The sequence below is a fragment of the Dactylosporangium sp. NPDC000244 genome, assembly GCF_040300725.1.
In the GTDB taxonomy this organism is placed as follows: domain Bacteria; phylum Actinomycetota; class Actinomycetes; order Mycobacteriales; family Micromonosporaceae; genus Dactylosporangium.
The window spans coordinates 36,713-53,585 of the sequence record NZ_JBEPEH010000056.1 but is presented as its reverse complement, the minus strand read 5'-3'; the positions used below and the strand labels follow the sequence as shown (position 1 = coordinate 53,585).

At 71.4% G+C, this 16,873-nt stretch carries 7 protein-coding genes; all 7 read right to left on the bottom strand.

Going from position 1 to position 16,873, the window contains the following annotated elements:
* Positions 1 to 96: 96 nt before the first annotated feature.
* Complete coding sequence (locus ABT369_RS51375) at positions 97 to 3,414, bottom strand: beta-L-arabinofuranosidase domain-containing protein (RefSeq protein WP_350624828.1); 3,318 nt, start codon at positions 3,412 to 3,414, stop codon at positions 97 to 99.
* A 39-nt stretch (positions 3,415 to 3,453) separates the two neighbouring features.
* Positions 3,454 to 4,482 carry a COG1470 family protein gene (locus tag ABT369_RS51370; protein WP_350624826.1) on the bottom strand — a complete coding sequence of 343 codons (1,029 nt, stop codon included), beginning with the start codon at positions 4,480 to 4,482 and terminating at the stop codon, positions 3,454 to 3,456.
* Positions 4,483 to 5,106, bottom strand: coding sequence for a hypothetical protein (locus ABT369_RS51365; RefSeq protein WP_350624824.1), 624 nt, complete (start codon positions 5,104 to 5,106; stop codon positions 4,483 to 4,485).
* 7 nt (positions 5,107 to 5,113) lie between these two features.
* Positions 5,114 to 8,131 carry a family 43 glycosylhydrolase gene (locus ABT369_RS51360; protein ID WP_350624822.1) on the bottom strand — a complete coding sequence of 1,006 codons (3,018 nt, stop codon included), beginning with the start codon at positions 8,129 to 8,131 and terminating at the stop codon, positions 5,114 to 5,116.
* 10 nt (positions 8,132 to 8,141) lie between these two features.
* Positions 8,142 to 13,652, bottom strand: a complete 5,511-nt coding sequence (locus tag ABT369_RS51355; protein ID WP_350624820.1) for a galactose-binding domain-containing protein — start codon at positions 13,650 to 13,652, stop codon at positions 8,142 to 8,144.
* Entirely contained in the window at positions 13,649 to 14,275 is a 627-nt protein-coding gene (locus tag ABT369_RS51350; RefSeq protein ID WP_350624818.1) for a type 2 periplasmic-binding domain-containing protein, read from the bottom strand. Before ABT369_RS51350 ends, ABT369_RS51355 begins: the two co-directional genes overlap by 4 nt.
* A gap of 259 nt (positions 14,276 to 14,534) precedes the next feature.
* Positions 14,535 to 16,742, bottom strand: a complete 2,208-nt coding sequence (locus ABT369_RS51345; RefSeq protein ID WP_350624816.1) for a putative bifunctional diguanylate cyclase/phosphodiesterase — start codon at positions 16,740 to 16,742, stop codon at positions 14,535 to 14,537.
* Between the last annotated feature and the right edge of the window lie 131 nt (positions 16,743 to 16,873).

The following is a 16,873-nucleotide window of genomic DNA, read 5'->3' as shown; positions in this document are numbered from 1 at the left end:
GGCGCAACTGCGGCCACATTTAGCGAAAGCTTTTCGGAGCCTTAAGCCGCACCCCGGGACACCCGCCGAAGGTGTCCCGGGGGCACGAAAATTACATCAGCTGTACGACGCCTCGAACTCCGCCGTCACCGTCTGCCCGCCGACCACGCCGGTCGCCCGGACCGTCACGGTGCCGGCCGGGACGGACGCGGCGCGGGAGTTGAACGCCTGGTAGGCCGACTTGCCGGGAGCCACGCCCTCGACCGTGCGCGAGCCGTACGGCGTGACCAGCTCGATGGTGAGAGGCACGCTGTCGTCGTTGCGCGCGTTGACCGAGACGTAGACGGTCGCGCCGATGCGCTGGGTGCGCGCCTCGACCGCGACGGTGAGCTCCGGCCCGGTGGCGAGCTCCTGGCGGGCGGCGTTCGCCGCCGCGACCACCGAGTCCTTCTCGGCCGCGGAGAGCAGCGAGCCCGCCAGGGTGGTGACCGCCGCGACGAACTGGGTGTGCGTGGCGAACGGGGCCTGGTCCCACAGCAGGTCGAGGAACGTCGGGCCGTCGGTGCCGGGGGACGTGACGCCGGAGACGGGCACGTCGTAGTTCGGCAGCCCGTCGTTGCGCTTGCGGTTCGGCACCCCGGTGTCGATGGAGCCGAAGACGATCGTCGGCTCGACCCGGCGGAAGTAGGAGGACGCGGCCTGGCTGTCGCTGATGTAGTACGGCCGCAACGAGAACCCGCCCGCGGCGAACGTCTGGTCCCCGGCCGCCGTGACCGCCCCGGCCGTGACCGCCGCGCGCGTGTAGTCGCCGTCGCGCTTGAGGTGCTTGTAGAGCGACAGCTCCCGCCAGGCCCCGCTGCCCGGGTTGCCGAGGATCTGCAGCAGCACCGGCCCCCAGAAGAGCGCCTGGGTGTCGGGCCGGTCGATGGCCCGCTCGACGCGGACGCTGAACGGCATCCGGATCTCGACCACGTCGCCGGGGCTCCAGGTGCGGCTCAGCGTCACGTACGAGCCCGGCTGCGCGTTCAGGTTCTGCGCGGTGCCGTTGACGGTCACCGTGAAGCCGCGCCGCACCCAGCCCGGCACCCGCAGCTTGACGTCCAGCGGCCCGGACCCGTTCACCGTGAGCTTCGTGCGGTCCTCGCGCGGGTACGACGTCGCCTGCGTGATCGTGAAGCCCTTCTCGGCCCACGTCAGGGTCGAGGGCAGGTAGAGGTTCACCCACAGCGTGCCGCCGTCGTCGGACTTGAGGTAGACGGTCTCCTGGTACTTGGTGTGGTTCTCCAGCCCGGTGCCGCCGCAGCAGGTGCCGGTGTTGCCGTAGCTGCGCACGGTGCCCGCCGCGAGGGGCTGGAAGTAGGTCACCCGCGGGTCGGAGGTCGAGTCGGTGTCGGCCCGCGAGCCCGGGATCATGTTGACGAGGGCGCGCTCGTAGTAGTCCATGTACGCCGGGTCGTGCTCGTGCAGGAAGAGGTTGCGGGCCAGCTTCATGACGTTGTACGTGGTGCAGGTCTCCGCACCGCTGGTCGGCACCGAGTTGGCGATGTCGTCGCGGTTCTGGAACAGCTCGAGGTTGTTGTTGGAGCCGGGGTAGTTGCCGCCCGTGCCGCCGTGAGCGAACATGCGGTGCGGCACGACCATGCCGTAGAAGTTCTTGGCCGCGGCGAAGTACTCCTGGCCCCCGCCCTGCTCGAAGATGCGCATGTAGCCGATGAACTGCGGCACGTGCGTGTTGGCGTGCAGGCGCTCGGCGCGGCGGCGGCCCGGCCGGTTCTGCGGCGTGACGACGAGGATGTCGCGGTTCTCGACGCACGCGCCGAAGAGCGACTCGCGGTTGTCGAAGCACTTGGCGGTGTCGAGGTGCTTCGGGTCGCCGGTGAGCTGCGCGATCTCCGGGAAGACCTCGTTGGCGCCGCCGAACTCGCCGCCGATGTAGAGGTCCCACATGTAGTTGAGGTCGTCGCGGGTCAGCGGGCCGGTGTAGCCGGGGTGGTTCTTGTCCCCGATGGTGAGCGCGAGGTGGGCCCAGTCCGCCATCTTCGTGACGACCTGGAGGGCCTGGGCGTTGCCGGTGTGGTAGTACGCGTCCAGCAGCCCGCGCATGATCTTGTGCTGGGTGTACCAGGGCGCCCACGTGTTCGTCTCGGCGTTGCCACCGTAGACGGCCCAACGGGGCGGGCCGAGGCGCAGCACCGCGTCCTCCGGGATGGCGCCGAGGTAGCCCGGGAACGTCGGGATCCAGTCCGCGGCCCCGGCCGTCGAGGCGGCCACGATGCCGGCGTCACGGCCGTTGGGCGAGCCGTCCTTGAGCGCGCTGCCGTCGGTCTCGTCGAACTTGTACCACGCGATGTTGCCCCCGCCGGTGCTCCCGGCCGGGGAGTCCAGCATGGACAGCAGCTCGGTCTGGGTCAGCGCCCGGTCGAAGATGTGGAACTCGTCGACGGTGGCGTCCAGGAACGGGTCGCCGTAGGCCGACCGCCCGATCCACCGGTTGCCGGGGTTGCCGAGGTTGGACGGGTTGAGCGTCATGTTGGCGTTGGTGCCGACCGGCTGCGCGTTGACGTACATCGTGCCGGTCTTGCCCGACAGCGTCACCGCGATGTGCACCCACTGGTTGGTGGGCAGCGCCGCGCTGCCGTTGATCTGCTGCTCCTGGCCGGAGCCGCCGACGGTGATGGCGAAGCGCGGCACGTTGCCGGTCACGCCCGCCCGCGGGGTCAGGAACATGTTCACGGTCGTGCTCTGGCCGAAGTCGAACAGCCGCGTCCAGCTCGCCGTGGAGGCGAGGTTGATCCAGGTCGCGATGGTGAAGTCGGTGAGCTGGTTGATCGCTTCCTGGGGCAGGGTGCAGTACTGCGCCTTGCTCGTGCCGTTGAGCTTGAGCGCGTTGCCGAACCGGCCCTGCACCCGGCCGATCTGCGGCGGAGGCTGCTCCCCGCCGCCGCCCGGGCTGTTGCCCATGCGCGCGGTGATGGCGGCCTGGCACGCGGCCAGCTCCCCGACCATCCAGTCGAGCTTGGTCTTGTAGACGGCCTCGCCCTGGTCGGCGTAGGCCTGCGCGAGCGAGGTCATGTAGTGCCCGGCCCAGTGGCCGCTCAGCAGCCCGCCGTCCTCCCAGCCGCCGGGCACCGAGACGCCCGACGGGTTCGGCCGGCCCGCCTGGTTGTTGAACAGCACCAGGAACCGGCGCTCGTCGAAGGCGCGCAGGAACGCCTTGGTGCGGTCGCGCTTCTCCTGGAAGAGCCCGCTGCCCAGCCGGACCTCGCCGAGCTGGAACGGGCGGACGGGGGCGGTGCCGCCCGGCCCGGGCTGGGGCGGGACGGTGGCGGCGGCAACGGGGGCGGCAAGGGCGGATTCGGGCATGAGCAGGCCCCCGCCGGCAACGGTGGCGGCACCGAGCGCGGAGGCCTGCAGAAACTGACGTCGATTGGCCATGGATCGATTGTTAGCGCTAACGCGTACGTAGGTCAACATTCATTTTGACGTGCTCAGATTTGCGTTGTTAGCGCTAACAATTCCTTCTTCCCGAGCGGCGGCGAGCAGCGCGGCGAGGCGGGACCGACGACGGCGGCGCACCCAGCGCAGGACGAAGAACACGGCGACGAGCAGCGCCACGAGGAGCAGCTGCGGCCACGGCACCACCCACGCCGACACCGCGACCGTGGACGGCACCACCTGCGCGCCCGGCCCGGCCTCGCCGATGACCTGCGGGGTGAGCTCGACCGTGGTCGTCACCCGGAACAGGCCCCAGACGCCGCGCACCCGGGCCTCGGCCTCGCGGCTCCCGCCGGGCAGCAGCTCCCCCGCCTGCACCCCGGCCGTGCTGTGCCGGGCGCCGAAGAGCTCGGCGACGGAGGTGCCGGCGCGGGCGTCGACCCGCACGTTGCCCGCGTTCGCGACGGTGTAGGTGACGCGGACCGAGCCGGGGGTGAACGGGTTCCAGGAGCGCTCGAACCTCACGGCCAGCCCGTGCCCGCTGAGCGAGGCCCGGACCGTGCCGCTGGTGCGCAGCATCACCCGGAAGCCGACGCGGCTGTCGACCGCGACCGTGCCGGAGTCGCTGAGCACCGACGCGGCGATGCCGGCCGGGTGGTCGCCGGGGGCGGCGTCGCGCGGCACCGTGACGGTGAACGGCACCACCTTGGTCTCGTTCGGCCCGACGGTGATGCTCTTCTGCACCGTGATCCAGGTGCCGCCGTCCTTCGAGGGCTGGTCGGCGGGCAGCATGTTGAAGCGGCCCTTGTCCGTGAGGTAGCCGTCGGCGGCCGACAGCGCGAAGACCGCGGAGGTCTTGCCGAGGTTGCGCACGGCCATGTGCTCGGTGACGGCCTGGCCCGGGTCCAGGGTTCGCTCGACCCACCGCCGGCCGTCCGGCCCGCCGGCGTCGGCGGGCTGGACGGTCCAGGTCATCGTGCCCGGGTCGGCGAGCGCGGGGATCGGCATCAAGGGGACGGCCAGGACCGCGGCGAGCACCACCGCGGTCCGGGCCAGTAGACGGGACATCTACTCGAACAGGGAGATGGTCAGGGTCGCGTGGTAGGAACCGGCCGCGACGTCGGCGGGGGTGCGCAGGAAGAGGTCGGCGTTCACGTCGTACGCGCCGCCGGCGACCGCCGCCGAGTCGTACGTGGAGACCAGCAGCTCCTGGTCCTTGAGGCCGACGTTGTTGCCGGGCTGGGTCGGGTCGTCGAGGACGGTCACGACCTCCTCGCCCTCCGCGACCTGGCCGGTCTCGCCGCCGTCGATCAGCCGCGGCTTCCAGCCGAGGTGGTCGGCGGTGATCGCGGGCTGCCCCGCGGTGCCGGTGAAGGCGCTGGACGTGCCCAGGACCGCCCAGCTCGCCCCGGCCGGGATCTCGTCGCCGGTGCGGGTGTCGGTCACCCGGACCGTCGGCAGGGTGCCGGTGAACTGCCGCACGAGGGCGGTGGAGCCGTTCTCGGCCAGGGTCACCGCGTTGCCGGCGACGCTCAGCGCGAGCACGCCGGGCTGGTGGATCGCGGGGATGTCGACGGTGACCTGGACGTCGCTGGAGTCTCCCGGGTCGGCCGAGGCGACGCCCGCGAAGGCGGCGCTTCCGGCCAGCACCGCGGCCCAAGTGGCCACGTGGAGTCGGGCGCGTGCGTTCATGCTGCTCCTAACAGGTGAGGGTGCCGTAGTCGGCGGTGATGGGGGCGGTGCCGGTGACGCGGACGGTGACCGTGCCGGCCGGCATGGTCGTGGTCCGGACCGGGAAGGACTGGTAGGCGCTGGCGCCGGGCGCGACGGCCGCGAACGAGCGGTCGCCGTAGGCGGTCTCGACGGCCAGGTCGAGCGCCGCGCCGCCGTCGTTGTGCGCCTGCACGGCGAGGTACGCCTTGCCGGCGATGCACCGGGGCTGGACGGTCACCGTGACCGGCGCGACGGGCTGGGTGCCGGGGTCGTCGGCGAAGACCCGCCACTCGGTGATCGCGACCGCCGAGTAGGTCGTGCCGTTGCCGTTCGCGCTGACGGTGGCCCGCAGCCGGCTGGTGGTGACGGGGGTGAAGGTGACGGTGTTGAAGGCCGTCGTCGAGGTGCCGTAGGTGGCGGTGATGTCCTGCCAGGCGGTGCCGTCCCAGTACTGGAGCTTCCAGCCGTCCGGCTCGGCCACACCGTCGCCGGTGCCGCGGTTGGAGTCCTTCCAGAACTTGAGCTCGGCGCCGGTGAGGCGGATGGGGCGCGCCCAGTCGTACTGCACCCACTGCGTCGCCGGGCGGCTGCCGGACCAGGTGCCCCAGATCTGGGCCTGGGCCGGGTTCGCCGGGTCCGCGTTGTCGTTGAGCGCGGTGACGCTGTTCCAGGACGCCGTGTAGGACGCCGTCGGGGTCGCGATCGGCCCGACGTTGCCGGACAGCGGCCCGGACAGGTCGGCCGCGATCGTCGCCGTCTTCGCGGTCTCGAGGTTCCCGGCGTTGTCCAGCGCCCGGAACGACACCGTGTGCTTGTTCGAGTCGGGTGCGGAGACCGGTCCCGTGTACGTGACCCAGGCCCCCGTGTCGACGGCGTACTCGATGCGGGCGACGCCGGAGGTGGCGTCGGCCGCGCTCACGGCAACGCTCCGTCCGGTGACCGTCGCGGTGCTCACCGGCGCGGTCGCGTCGATCCGCACCGCCAGCGATGCCGGGGCCGAGGTGTTCCCGGCCCGGTCGGTGGCCGTGGCGCTCACCGTGTGCCGGCCGTCACCGGAGACGGTCACGTCCGTGTAGCGCACCGGCGACGCGGAGACCGGCGCCCCGTTGTCCACCGTGGACGTCAGGGTCATCCGGCCGCCCCGGTCGTCCACGGCCGCGGCCCGCACCTTGACCGCCGAACGGAACCAGCCGTCCGTGCCGGCGCTGCCGCTCGGGGTGAGCGTCAGCGTCGGGGCCGTCACGTCTCCGGCGGTGTCGCCGGGCGAGATCACCGTGACCGTCGCGGTGACCTGGCCGGCGGCGTAGCCCAGGACCGAGCCCTTGACGGTGAACTGACCCGGCTGGTCGGCGGTGACCGCGTCCCAGTAGACCGGGATCTGGAGCGTCTCCGCGCCGAACGTCACCGGAACCGTCCCGGGCAGCTCGGTCTCGCCGACCTCGACGGTGATGGCCGGGGCGGTGACCGAGGCCGGCTGGGCCGCGAGCACCTTCCATTCCTCGACGGCGACGGCCGAGTAGGTGCTGCCGTTGGTCGAGGCGTCGAAGACGGCGCGCACCTGCGTGGTGGTGACCGGGTCGAACGTGGTGTTCTGCAAGCCCGCGGTCGCGGTCGGGTAGCCGCTCGGGTTCGGCACGTCGGCCCACTGCCCGGTGGCGAGGTTCCAGTACTGGATCTTCCACCGGGCCGGGGCCGCGACGCCGACGCCGCTGCCCTGGGGCTGGTCGTTCCAGAAGTCGATCTGCGAGCCCGAGATCCGCATCGGGGAGTCCCAGGTGTACTGCACCCACTGCTGCGCCGGGTTGTTCCCCGTCCAGGTGCCCCACATGTCCGGCGGGAGCGGGTTGGCGCGCACGATCTCGTCGTTGAGCGCCTTCACCCAGTACTGCGTCGGCACCGGGTCGTTGGAGACGGTGACCTTGGCCTCCTGGGCGATGTTCGCCCGCGGGGTGCGGTCGCGCTGCTTCACCGGCGTCTGGACGACCATCTTCATCCGCGGCGGGGACTGGGTGTCGTCCCACTCCACCTTGTCGATGGCGACCGAGCGGCGGAAGTGCCCGCCACCCACGGCGTCGGCGGTGTGGTAGGTGATGTACCACTGGCCCTTGTACTGGATGATGCCCGGGTGGCTCGTCGTCGACGACACCGGCGCGAGCACCGTGCCGCGGTAGGTCCACGGGCCCGACGGCGACGCCGCGGTCGCGTACGCGATGCACGCGTGGTAGTTCGCCGGGGTGCACGACGAGGTCGGGCCGGCGTTGTTGCCCGCGTAGGCGAGGTAGTACGTGCCGTTGCGCGCGAAGAGCCAGGGTGCCTCGAAGAACCCGGTGAGCCCGGTGACCGTCTTCTGGGTGCCGACCGGCGTCTTCATGTCCGCGGCGTACTCGAGCACCCGCAGCTGGCCGAAGGTGCCCCAGTAGACGTAGACGTGACCGTTCTCGACGAGGATGGTCGGGTCGATGTTCTGGATGTCGTTCGCCGTCGGCACCCGCTGGGAGATCAGCGGGCCCCCGATGTAGTCGGTCCACGGCCCGGTCGGGCTGTCGGACACGGCCAGGCCGATGGCGAACTTGTCCGCGGCGGTGCTGGTGCGCTCGCTCACGGGCAGGTACCAGTAGTAGCGCCCGTCGGGGCCCTGGACCACCTGGCCGGCGTAGGCGCGGCCGGCCGTGGCCCAGGCGAACAGCGTCTCCGGGCGGGCCAGCGACGGGTAGTGCGTCCACTGTCCACTCTGGACGTCACTCGTGCGGAACGCGCCCCACTCGTTCATCTGGAAGTCGTTGGTGGTGGGGCCGGCCTGGTCGTGGCCGGTGTAGATGTAGAGGTCGTCGCCGGCCACCAGCGGGGCCGGGTCGGCCGAGTAGTAGCTGCCGTCCGCGAGGATCGGGTTGCCTTGATGGGTGAAGGTGTACGACGTGTCGGCGGCCTGGGCCGGGCCGGCCGGGCTGACGAGCAGCCCGGCCAGCACGATCCCCGCCACCGCCGCGAGGCGGAGGGGTTTCAACTGAGCCGTCCTAACAGGTGGAGGCGGTGTAGGGGGCCTTGATCTCCATGGACCCGCCGGGGCCCGTGACCTTCACCGTGGCGCTGCCGGCCGGCACCGAGGCGGTGCGGGCGTTGAACGACTGGTAGGCGGTCTTGCCCGGGGCGACGCCGGTGACCGTCCGCGACCCGTACGGCGTGACCAGCTCGATGGTGAGCGTCTGGTCGTCGGCGTTGCGGGCGTTGACGGACACGTAGGCGGTGCCGGCGATGCACTGGGTCTTGGCCTGCACCTCGACGTCGAACTGCGGCGTCGCGGCGCCCGGCACGTCGTACACCTCCCACTCCTGCACGCCGGGCGCGCCCTTGCCCTCCTCGGTCCCGCTCGCGGTGAGCAGGGCCCGCAGCTTCGTGGTCGTGATCTTCTTGAAGGTCACCGTGTTCCACTCGGTCGCGGAGGTGCCGTAGGCGGTGGGCTGCTCGACGTCGGCCCAGGTGCCCGCGTCGGTCCAGTACTGCAGCTTCCAGGTCTTCGGCGGGGCCACCCCGGCGCCGGAGTCGTCGAGGTCCTGGCTGAACCAGATGCGGGAGCGGTCGACGGTGACGGGCGCGGCCCAGTCCAGCTGGATCCACTGCTCGCCGACCTGCGGCCAGGTGTTCCACACGTCGGTGTTCGGCCCGACCGGACCGGTGGGCTGCACGCCGTCGTTGATGTTGTCGGCGGTGACCCAGCCCGGGGTGTAGGACGCGGACGCGGTGGCCGTGCGGGCCACGTTGACCGGCGCCTGACCCGCCGGCACCTGCACGGTGCCGGTGGCGGAGGTGTTGCCGGCCTTGTCCACGGCCCGGTAGTCCACCGTCGTCGCGGAGGAGCCGATCGGCACCGGGCCGGACGCGGTGGTCCAGTCCTGGGTCACCACGCCGCCGACGGTGAGCCGGTACTGCACGGCGCCGATGCCGGACAGCGCGTCGGTGCCCGTGATGGTCACCGACCGGCTGCCCGCGTCGAAGGCCGCGGTCGCCGTCGGCGCAGTCCGGTCGATGCCGACCGTCCGCTCGGTCACCGCCGAGACGTTGCCCGCCTTGTCGGTGGCCCGCGCCTTCACGGTCGTCGAGCCCTCGGCCGAGATCGTGACCGGTCCGGTGTACGCCTGGAAGGCGCCCGATCCGACGGCGATCTCGAGCTTCGGCGCCGGGTCGGCGTTGTCGGTCGCGGTGGCCGTCACCATGACGTTGGACGTCGTCCAGCCGCTGGCCGGGGCCGGGTCGGCGGTCAGGGTCGCCACCGGCGGGGCGGTGTCGCTCGGCCCGCCGTCGCCGACGGTGACGGTCGCGGTGGCCGTCTTGTCGGTGCCGGCCACCTGGCCGCTCACCTCGAAGGTGTTCGCCGCCGCGTACTTGGCCGGGTCGATCGCCGCCCAGGTGACCGCGATGCCGCTCTGCCGCGAGCCGTCGTTGTAGCCGACGGTGACCCCGGCCGGCAGCTTCGGCGCGACGCCCACCCTGGTCGACACGGCGACCGGGTCGATGGTGTTGATCTGCACCGGGTCGGGGCCGCGCACCCAGACGTGGGCGCTCGCCGTGAGCGTGGTGCCCGCGACGAAGCCGGAGACCGTGAAGTCGCCGACCGCCGCCACCTTCGACGGGTCGATCGTGCCCCAGGCCACCGAGACCGGCAGCGTGGTGCCGTCGGCGTAGGTGACGTCCACCGTGGACGGCAGGGTGGGTGCGACGCCGACCTGGGTCCGCGCGTCCACGCCCTTGATCGAGCTCGCCGCCGTGGCGAAGACCCGCCACTCGGAGACGCCGACCGCGGAGTACGCGGTGCCGGCCGCGTTGGGCAGGGCGTTGAACGTGGCCCGCAGCCGGGTCGTGGTGACCGCGTCGAACGTCACCGCGTTGGTGCGCCCGCGCACGGCCGGGTCGAACCCGGTCCCGTTGGTCACGTCCTTCCAGGCGGTTCCGTCCCAGTACTGCAGCTTCCACGACTTCGGCACCGCGACACCGCTGCCGCCCGTGGTGCTGTCCGACCAGAAGTCGATCGAGGCGCGGTCGACCCGCACCGCCGACGGGAAGTCGTACTGCAGCCACCGGGTCGCCGGCTCGCTGCCGGTCCAGGTGCCCCACAGGTCGGTCTGGGCGCCGCCGCTGAACAGCGAGGGCTTGCCGTCGTTGACCGCGTTGACGTTGTTCCAGCCGGCCGTGAAGCTCGCCGACGCCGTCGCGGTCGCGGCCACGTTGATCTCGCCCTCGGACAGCGCGGTCGCGTTGACCACGACGTCCTTGGTCGAGGTCGCCTGCCCGTTGGTGACGGTCAGGCGCAGCGTGTACCGGCCGCTCTTGGTGAAGCGGGCCACGGTGCTCGGCGCGTTGGCGGGCTCGAAGGCCGCGGAGCCGCCGTCGGGCGCGTCGGCCACCGTCCAGGCCGAGGTCAGCGCCGTGCCCGGGTCACCGTCGTCCTGGGCCAGCCCGATGATGCGGGCCGAGCCGGCCTGGCTGTAGGAGGAGTCGAGCCACGCGTCGGCCAGCGGCGGGTTGTTCACGGCCGCGGGGGCCGCGACGCCGGTGCCGAACGCCTGCACCTCCTTGATGCCGGTCTTCGCGCCGGGGGCGTGCTGCACGGTGATGCGCAGCTTCTTCGCCTTGACGCTGGGGAACCGGACCTGGTTGAGGTTGCCGCGCGGGTAGGCGGGCGAACGGAACTCGCTGGGCACGAGTTTCCAGCCTGAGCCGTCGTCGTACGACACCGTGAACTGCGCCGGGGGTGCGTAGCCCTGGACCGTCGCGGTCGTGGTGGTGTTGTAGAAGTAGACCCGCACGTCGTCGATCGAGCGCTCGCCCTGCAGGTCGACGTCGATCGAGTCGGTGGCGTTGGGCGATCCGGCGGTACCCCAGAAGGGCTCGTTGATCGTCGTGCCGTTCACCGCACCCGCCGGGCCGCGGCCCGAGGCCGAGAAGGTCGCGGTGGCCGGGCGGCCCTGGGCGACGTTCTCCGAGCCGGTGCTGGCGGTGTTGATGTCGGCGCCCGCCTTGGCCATGACGTCGACGATGCGCGCGTTCGCGTTGTAGGTGACGTCCTGCGGGGCCTTCACCGAGATCGCGTTGTGCGTGAGCACCTGCACGCCGGCGGCCGCCTCGACCGTGCCGGTGGCCGGGTCGTAGACGAGCTTGCCGAGCTTGTCCGCGGTGAACGCGAGCTGCCCGTCGAGGTAGACGGAGTAGCCCTCGGGGACGTCGTTGCCGTAGTACTTCGTGCCGCCGGGCGCGTCCCACACGATGGTGAGGTCGCGGTCGCGGTAGCGGATGTTGTTCGCGGTGAAGTGGTCCCAGCCGATGTCGATCGGGTCGAGCTCCACCTTCGCGTCGGAGCGCGGGCGCAGGCCCATCGCGTCCTCGATGACGGTGAAGTTCGTGGCGCCCAGGATCGTGTGGTGGATCCAGGAGCGGTAGCCGATGTTCTGCGGGCTGGCGGAGCCGTCGGCCCAGAACTCGTTCTGGTCCGGGTAGCGGTTGTCGCCGCCGTTCTGGTACTGCGCCCAGGCGTTCCAGTAGAGCAGCTTCTTGTACCACTCGGCGTCGATGTAGCTCGTCGGGTAGTTGCGCAGCACCGAGGAGAGCATGCGGAACGTCACCGTGGAGTTGATGATCGAGAAGTTGTTGCTGCCCGGGAAGCCCTTCGCCGCGGCCGCGGCCTTGTCGGCCTGGTTCGCGGTGGTGAACGGGAAGATCGGGTACTGCGAGCCGTCCGCGAACAGCCGCAGCGCCTCGGTGTAGGGCTGGTTGTAGTCGGCGTCACCCGGCTTCGGCATCAGCCCGACCGAGTACGGGTAGTAGTTGTTGATCTCCTTCCACGGGACGAGCTCGTTGCCGTTGACCAGGCGGTGCTTGAGCAGGTTGCCGTAGAGGCCCATCTGGTCCGGGGTGCTGCGGGCGGGCTCCCACAGGTACTGCAGCACGGCCGCCTTGATCCGCGCGGCGAACGCCTCCATCTCGTCGGCCTTGGCCGTGTTGCCCGCGGTGCGGTAGGCGGCCGCGGCGGCCTTGGCGTTGGAGTACAGGTAGGCATTCTCGGTCCGGTCCATGTAGCCGGACTTCCAGTCGAACGACACCGCGTCGGCGTCGTTGCCGGTCATGGCGCCCCAGTTGTACTCGATGAGGCCGTTGCCGTCGAAGTCGTACGCCTGCTGCAGGCCCTTGACGTCGTACTCGGCGTACTCGGCGAGGTTCTGCGCGATCGCCGCGGGCCCGCCGTGCAGCTGGTAGGAGCGCCAGGCGGCCTCGGAGATGTACTCCGTGTAGGAGTTCGACCAGTTGGCCGGGTCGCCGGGGTTGTCGACGTACTTCGAGCTCTTCGACACCTCGCCGGCCGAGACCCACGGGCCGTAGGAGTACACCGGGTCGCGGAAGTACTTGAGGTCGTCGACGAACATGCCGACGGTCAGCACGATCGCGTTGTTGTACCCGAGCACCCCCTCCATCGACGTCGGGAACTGGTAGTCGTTGCCGGGCAGGTCGGCGTCGAGGAAGTTGTACCGCATGAGCCACCAGCGGTAGAACAGCGTCTTGTCGATGTTGTTCTCGGGCGTGTCCAGGTAGGGCACGTTGTCGGCCCACCACTGGTTGTAGTCGGTGACGTGCTCCTTGAACGCCGCCGCCGGGCTCAGGCCGCGGTAGTGCGCGTACTCGGCGTCGGCGGCCGGCTGCTCCTTCGTGACGAAGCCGAGCTGCACCTTGGTCGACACCGCGCCCGACGCGGGCACCGCGAGGGTCTGGCGCAGCGTGCCGTCCACCGGCGCGAAGCCGTCGCCGGAGAAGCGGGGGAAGATCGTGGTGAGCTGGTTGAACGCGCGCACCGCGCCGGTCAGCTCGCCGTTGTCGCTCGCGACCGTCTTGGCGAACGCGGACGTCGCCGTGAGGGTCACGTTCTTCGCGCTGCCGTTGGTGCTGGCGACGTCCATCGCGGTCACCGCGACGTTGGCGTCGGTGATGTACTTGGTCTCGGTGATGCGCAGCCCGCTGCCGGTGTTGTTGAACACGGTGCGGAAGTAGCTCGGGGTCTGCTTGCGGGCGTTGACGTCCTCGGTGAGCGCGACGTCGGCGCCGTTGACCGATGCGGTGATGGTGTAGGCGCCCTGGCCGCCGGCGATCGACTCGACGTAGGCGACCTCGCCGCCGAAGCCGAGCACGTTCGGGGTGTGCGTCTTCATGAACACGGCCCGGCCGCGGCTGAACAGGTAGGCGTTCGCGTCACCGTTCGACCCGCCCGGCAGGTTGCCGGTGCGGGCCAGCATGCGGTCGAACCAGAAGTCGTTGTCCGGGCTGGACCCGGCCCCGGCCGCGACGTCGGCGTCGAAGATGGCCTGGAGCTGGTTGCGCACGTGGTATCCGGTCCGCTCGTCCGGCACCGGGTTGGCGCTGCCGGCGAACGTCGGGTAGGGGGTGGCGGTGTTGGGTGCGGCGTGCGCCGGCACGGGTGTGAGGGTGGTCAGCAGCAGGCCGGCGATCGCGGCAGCGGCCGCGGCGCGTGGCCGGACTGTTCTCACGAGCGGGCACCTTTCTGGGGGGTGGCGAAGGCGTTCGCTTGCAGGTCGGCCCGCGCGACCGGATCCCCGTTGCGGGCGAGTATCTGGACCTGCGCCTCGTCTGAGAGCAGCCAGGCGATGAAGTTCCACGCCTGGTCGGCCTTCTTCGAGTCGCGGGAGATGCCGATGTCGCTGTGCTGGTCGCCCAGCACGAACGGCAGGGCGTGCTGGGCGCCGTCCTTCGCGCCGGCCTGCATCGACGGCTGGTCGAGCTGCGCGGCGAAGGGCAGGCGGGCGATGCGGTTCGTCAGGTCCTGGTAGAGGCCGCGGCCGGTCCAGCCGGGCACGTCCGCGACGGCGCCGGTGAGCAGGTCGGGCAGCGCTCCGGCCTGCGCGGCGCCGTCGATGCGAGCGTTCACATCGGCGCCTGGCAGGAGCGTCAGCTCGACCTGGTTGGTGTGGGTCGCGTTGTACGCGTCGACGAGCAGCGTCGCCTGGACCTCGAGCTGCGACCGGCTCCACAGCACCAGGCGGCCACCGCTGTCGGCCCCGTCGACGGGCGGGGGCGGCGCGGGCTTCGGCGATCCCGAGCAGCCCGCGAGGAGTACGACCGCGGCGAGCGCGGCGAGTGCGCGACGAAGCATGAGCACCATCCTCGAAAACCTTTTCGGGAATGGTGGCAACACGTTACAGCCGTGTCAACGGTCTATTTCCGCCGTTCGCGAGGTTGTTACAACTGTGACAGCCCTCGTTTGGGTCCATACAGAACGAAATGTTTTCTGGTTCGCCCGCTCACCTGCCCGGAAGCGCTCCCACCAGGGCGGCCTTAGACCGATGCACGCGAATATATGGATGGCACGACGTTCCACGACCGCTTTGCCGGACATGCCGGAAGCATCGGATTCATCGGGCGGGGCTGAGCCGCGCGGCCCGCGCGAAGTCCGGGGACTCCTCGGGGCGGCCGAAGAGGAAGCCCTGGGCGTAGCGGTAGCCCATCCGCAACAGCGCCTCGGCCTGGTCGGCCGACTCCACGCCCTCGGCGATGGCGGTCAGGCCGAGGTGCGCCGACACGTCGATGAGCGCGGTGGCGATCACCGAGTGCCCGCCGCCGGCGAGGTCGTCGACGAAGGACTTGTCGACCTTGAGCACGTCGACGGGGGCGGTGCGCAGCAGGCCCAGCGAGGAGTGCCCGGTGCCGAAGTCGTCCAGGGCGATGCGGACCCCGAGGCCCTTGATCGCCCGCAGCGCGTCCAGGGCCGTCGAGCTGTCGAAGACCGCGGTCTCGGTGACCTCGACGGTGAGGCAGGAGGCGGGCAGGGCGGTGTCGTGCAGTACCGATGCCACGAAGGCGGGAAATCCGGGCTCCGACAGCTGCCGGGCCGAGACGTTCACCGACACGTAGCCTGGGGCCGCCGCGCCCAGCTCGCGCCGCCAGGTGCGCATGCGCTCGAGCGCGGTGCGCAGGATCCAGCCGCCCAGCTCGACGATCAGGCCGTTGTGCTCGGCGACCGGGACGAAGGCGACCGGGTTGACCAGGCCGCGCTGCGGGTGCCGCCAGCGCACGAGGGCCTCCACCGCGGCCACGCGCCCCTCGGGCAGGGCCACGATCGGCTGGTACACCAGGAAGAACTGCCCCTCGTCGAGGGCGGTGCGCAGCTCGGCGCCCAGCTGCGCGTGCTCGGTGGCGCGCTCGTCCAGCAGCGGGTCGTAGCGCAGGTGGCGGCCGCCGGTGACCTTGGCCGCGTACATGGCGACGTCGGCCCGGCGCAGCGGCTCGAACGGGTCGGCGGTGCCGTCGTCGTCGGCGACCCCGATGCTGGCCCGCATGAGCAGCCGGTGCGGCCCGGCGGTCAGCGGCTGGTCCAGCGAGGCGACGATCCCGGCCACGATCCGGTCCGCGACCTCGGCCGGGGTGCGCGGCAGGTGCACGGCGAACTCGTCGCCGCCCAGTCGGGCCACGGTGTCGCCGGGGCGCACGAGCCCGGTGAGGCGCTCGGCCACCGCCCCCAGCAGCCGGTCGCCGACGGCGTGGCCGAGGCGGTCGTTGACGGCCTTGAAGTCGTCGAGGTCGATGAGGGCCACGTGCGAGCGCGGGCCGGTGCCGAGCTCGGCGCGGATGCGCGCCTCCAGCGCCCGGCGGTTGGCCAGCCCGGTGAGCTCGTCGCGCATGGCGAGGGTGCGCACCTGGTCGACGAGGCCGGCCATGCGCAGCACGGACAGCAGGAACAGCGCGGCGGCGCAGATGCCGAAGGCGAGCCACTCGACGTGCCGCGGGTCGCGGAAGCCCTGCACCACCAGCACCGCCGGGGCCAGCAGGGACGAGGCCGCCATCACGATCAGGCGCGTCCGGCCGTTGGGCAGCACCTCGCCGGCGTCGCGCGGGGCGGCGCCGCGCACCGAGGGGTGCAGGGCGGCCGCGGCCCAGAAGACGTAGGACAGCATCCAGCCGGCGTCGAACACGCCGCCCACGTAGGAGGTGTAGGAGTTGACGATCGAGTACGCGATGTCGGCGGCCAGCAGCAGCCCCAGCGCCACCACGAGCAGCCGCGTGCTCGCGTCCCGCCCGGCGCCGCCGACCACGAGCCGGGCCACGAGCACGAGCAGCAGCACGTCCGCGGCCGGGTACGCCAGCGCGATGATCCGGGTCGTGACGGGCGAGGTGGCGTCGTTGGCGATCGGCTGCATGACGAACGTCCACAGCACCAGGCCGGTGCCGGTGGCAAAGATGAGTGCGTCGACCATCGCCGTCCAGCCCGGCCCGCGCGTGCGGCGGCGGCCGAGCAGGCACAGGCCGCCGAACAGGAACGGGTAGGCGCTGAGGTAGAACACGTCGGCGAGGGACGGGAACGGCTCGATGTGCGCGGCGTGCTCGAAGTAGGTGTAGATCCAGTCGCCGGTGGACCACAGGGCGGTGCCGGCGGCGGTCAGCAGCCAGGCGTTGCGCCGCGTGCGGTCGGTGCGCCGGGCCCCGGCCAGCATCAGCACGGCGGCGACGGTGCCGATGGCGTCGTAGACGCACGCCTGCGCTCCGGAGTCCGCGGGCAGCGCGAAGTAGCCGCCGACCGTCGCCGATCCGGCGAGGAGCCACCACAGCCACCGCTTTTCCCGCACGAGGCCACTATCGGCAGGGCCGGGACGTGGCTGAGTGTGATCGGTACCATCGCGCCCGCTTCCGCTTCGCCGGTTTCTCCACTTTCTCCCTCACGGCGCGTGCAGCCTTGTTCGGGTCATTTAAAAAGTCG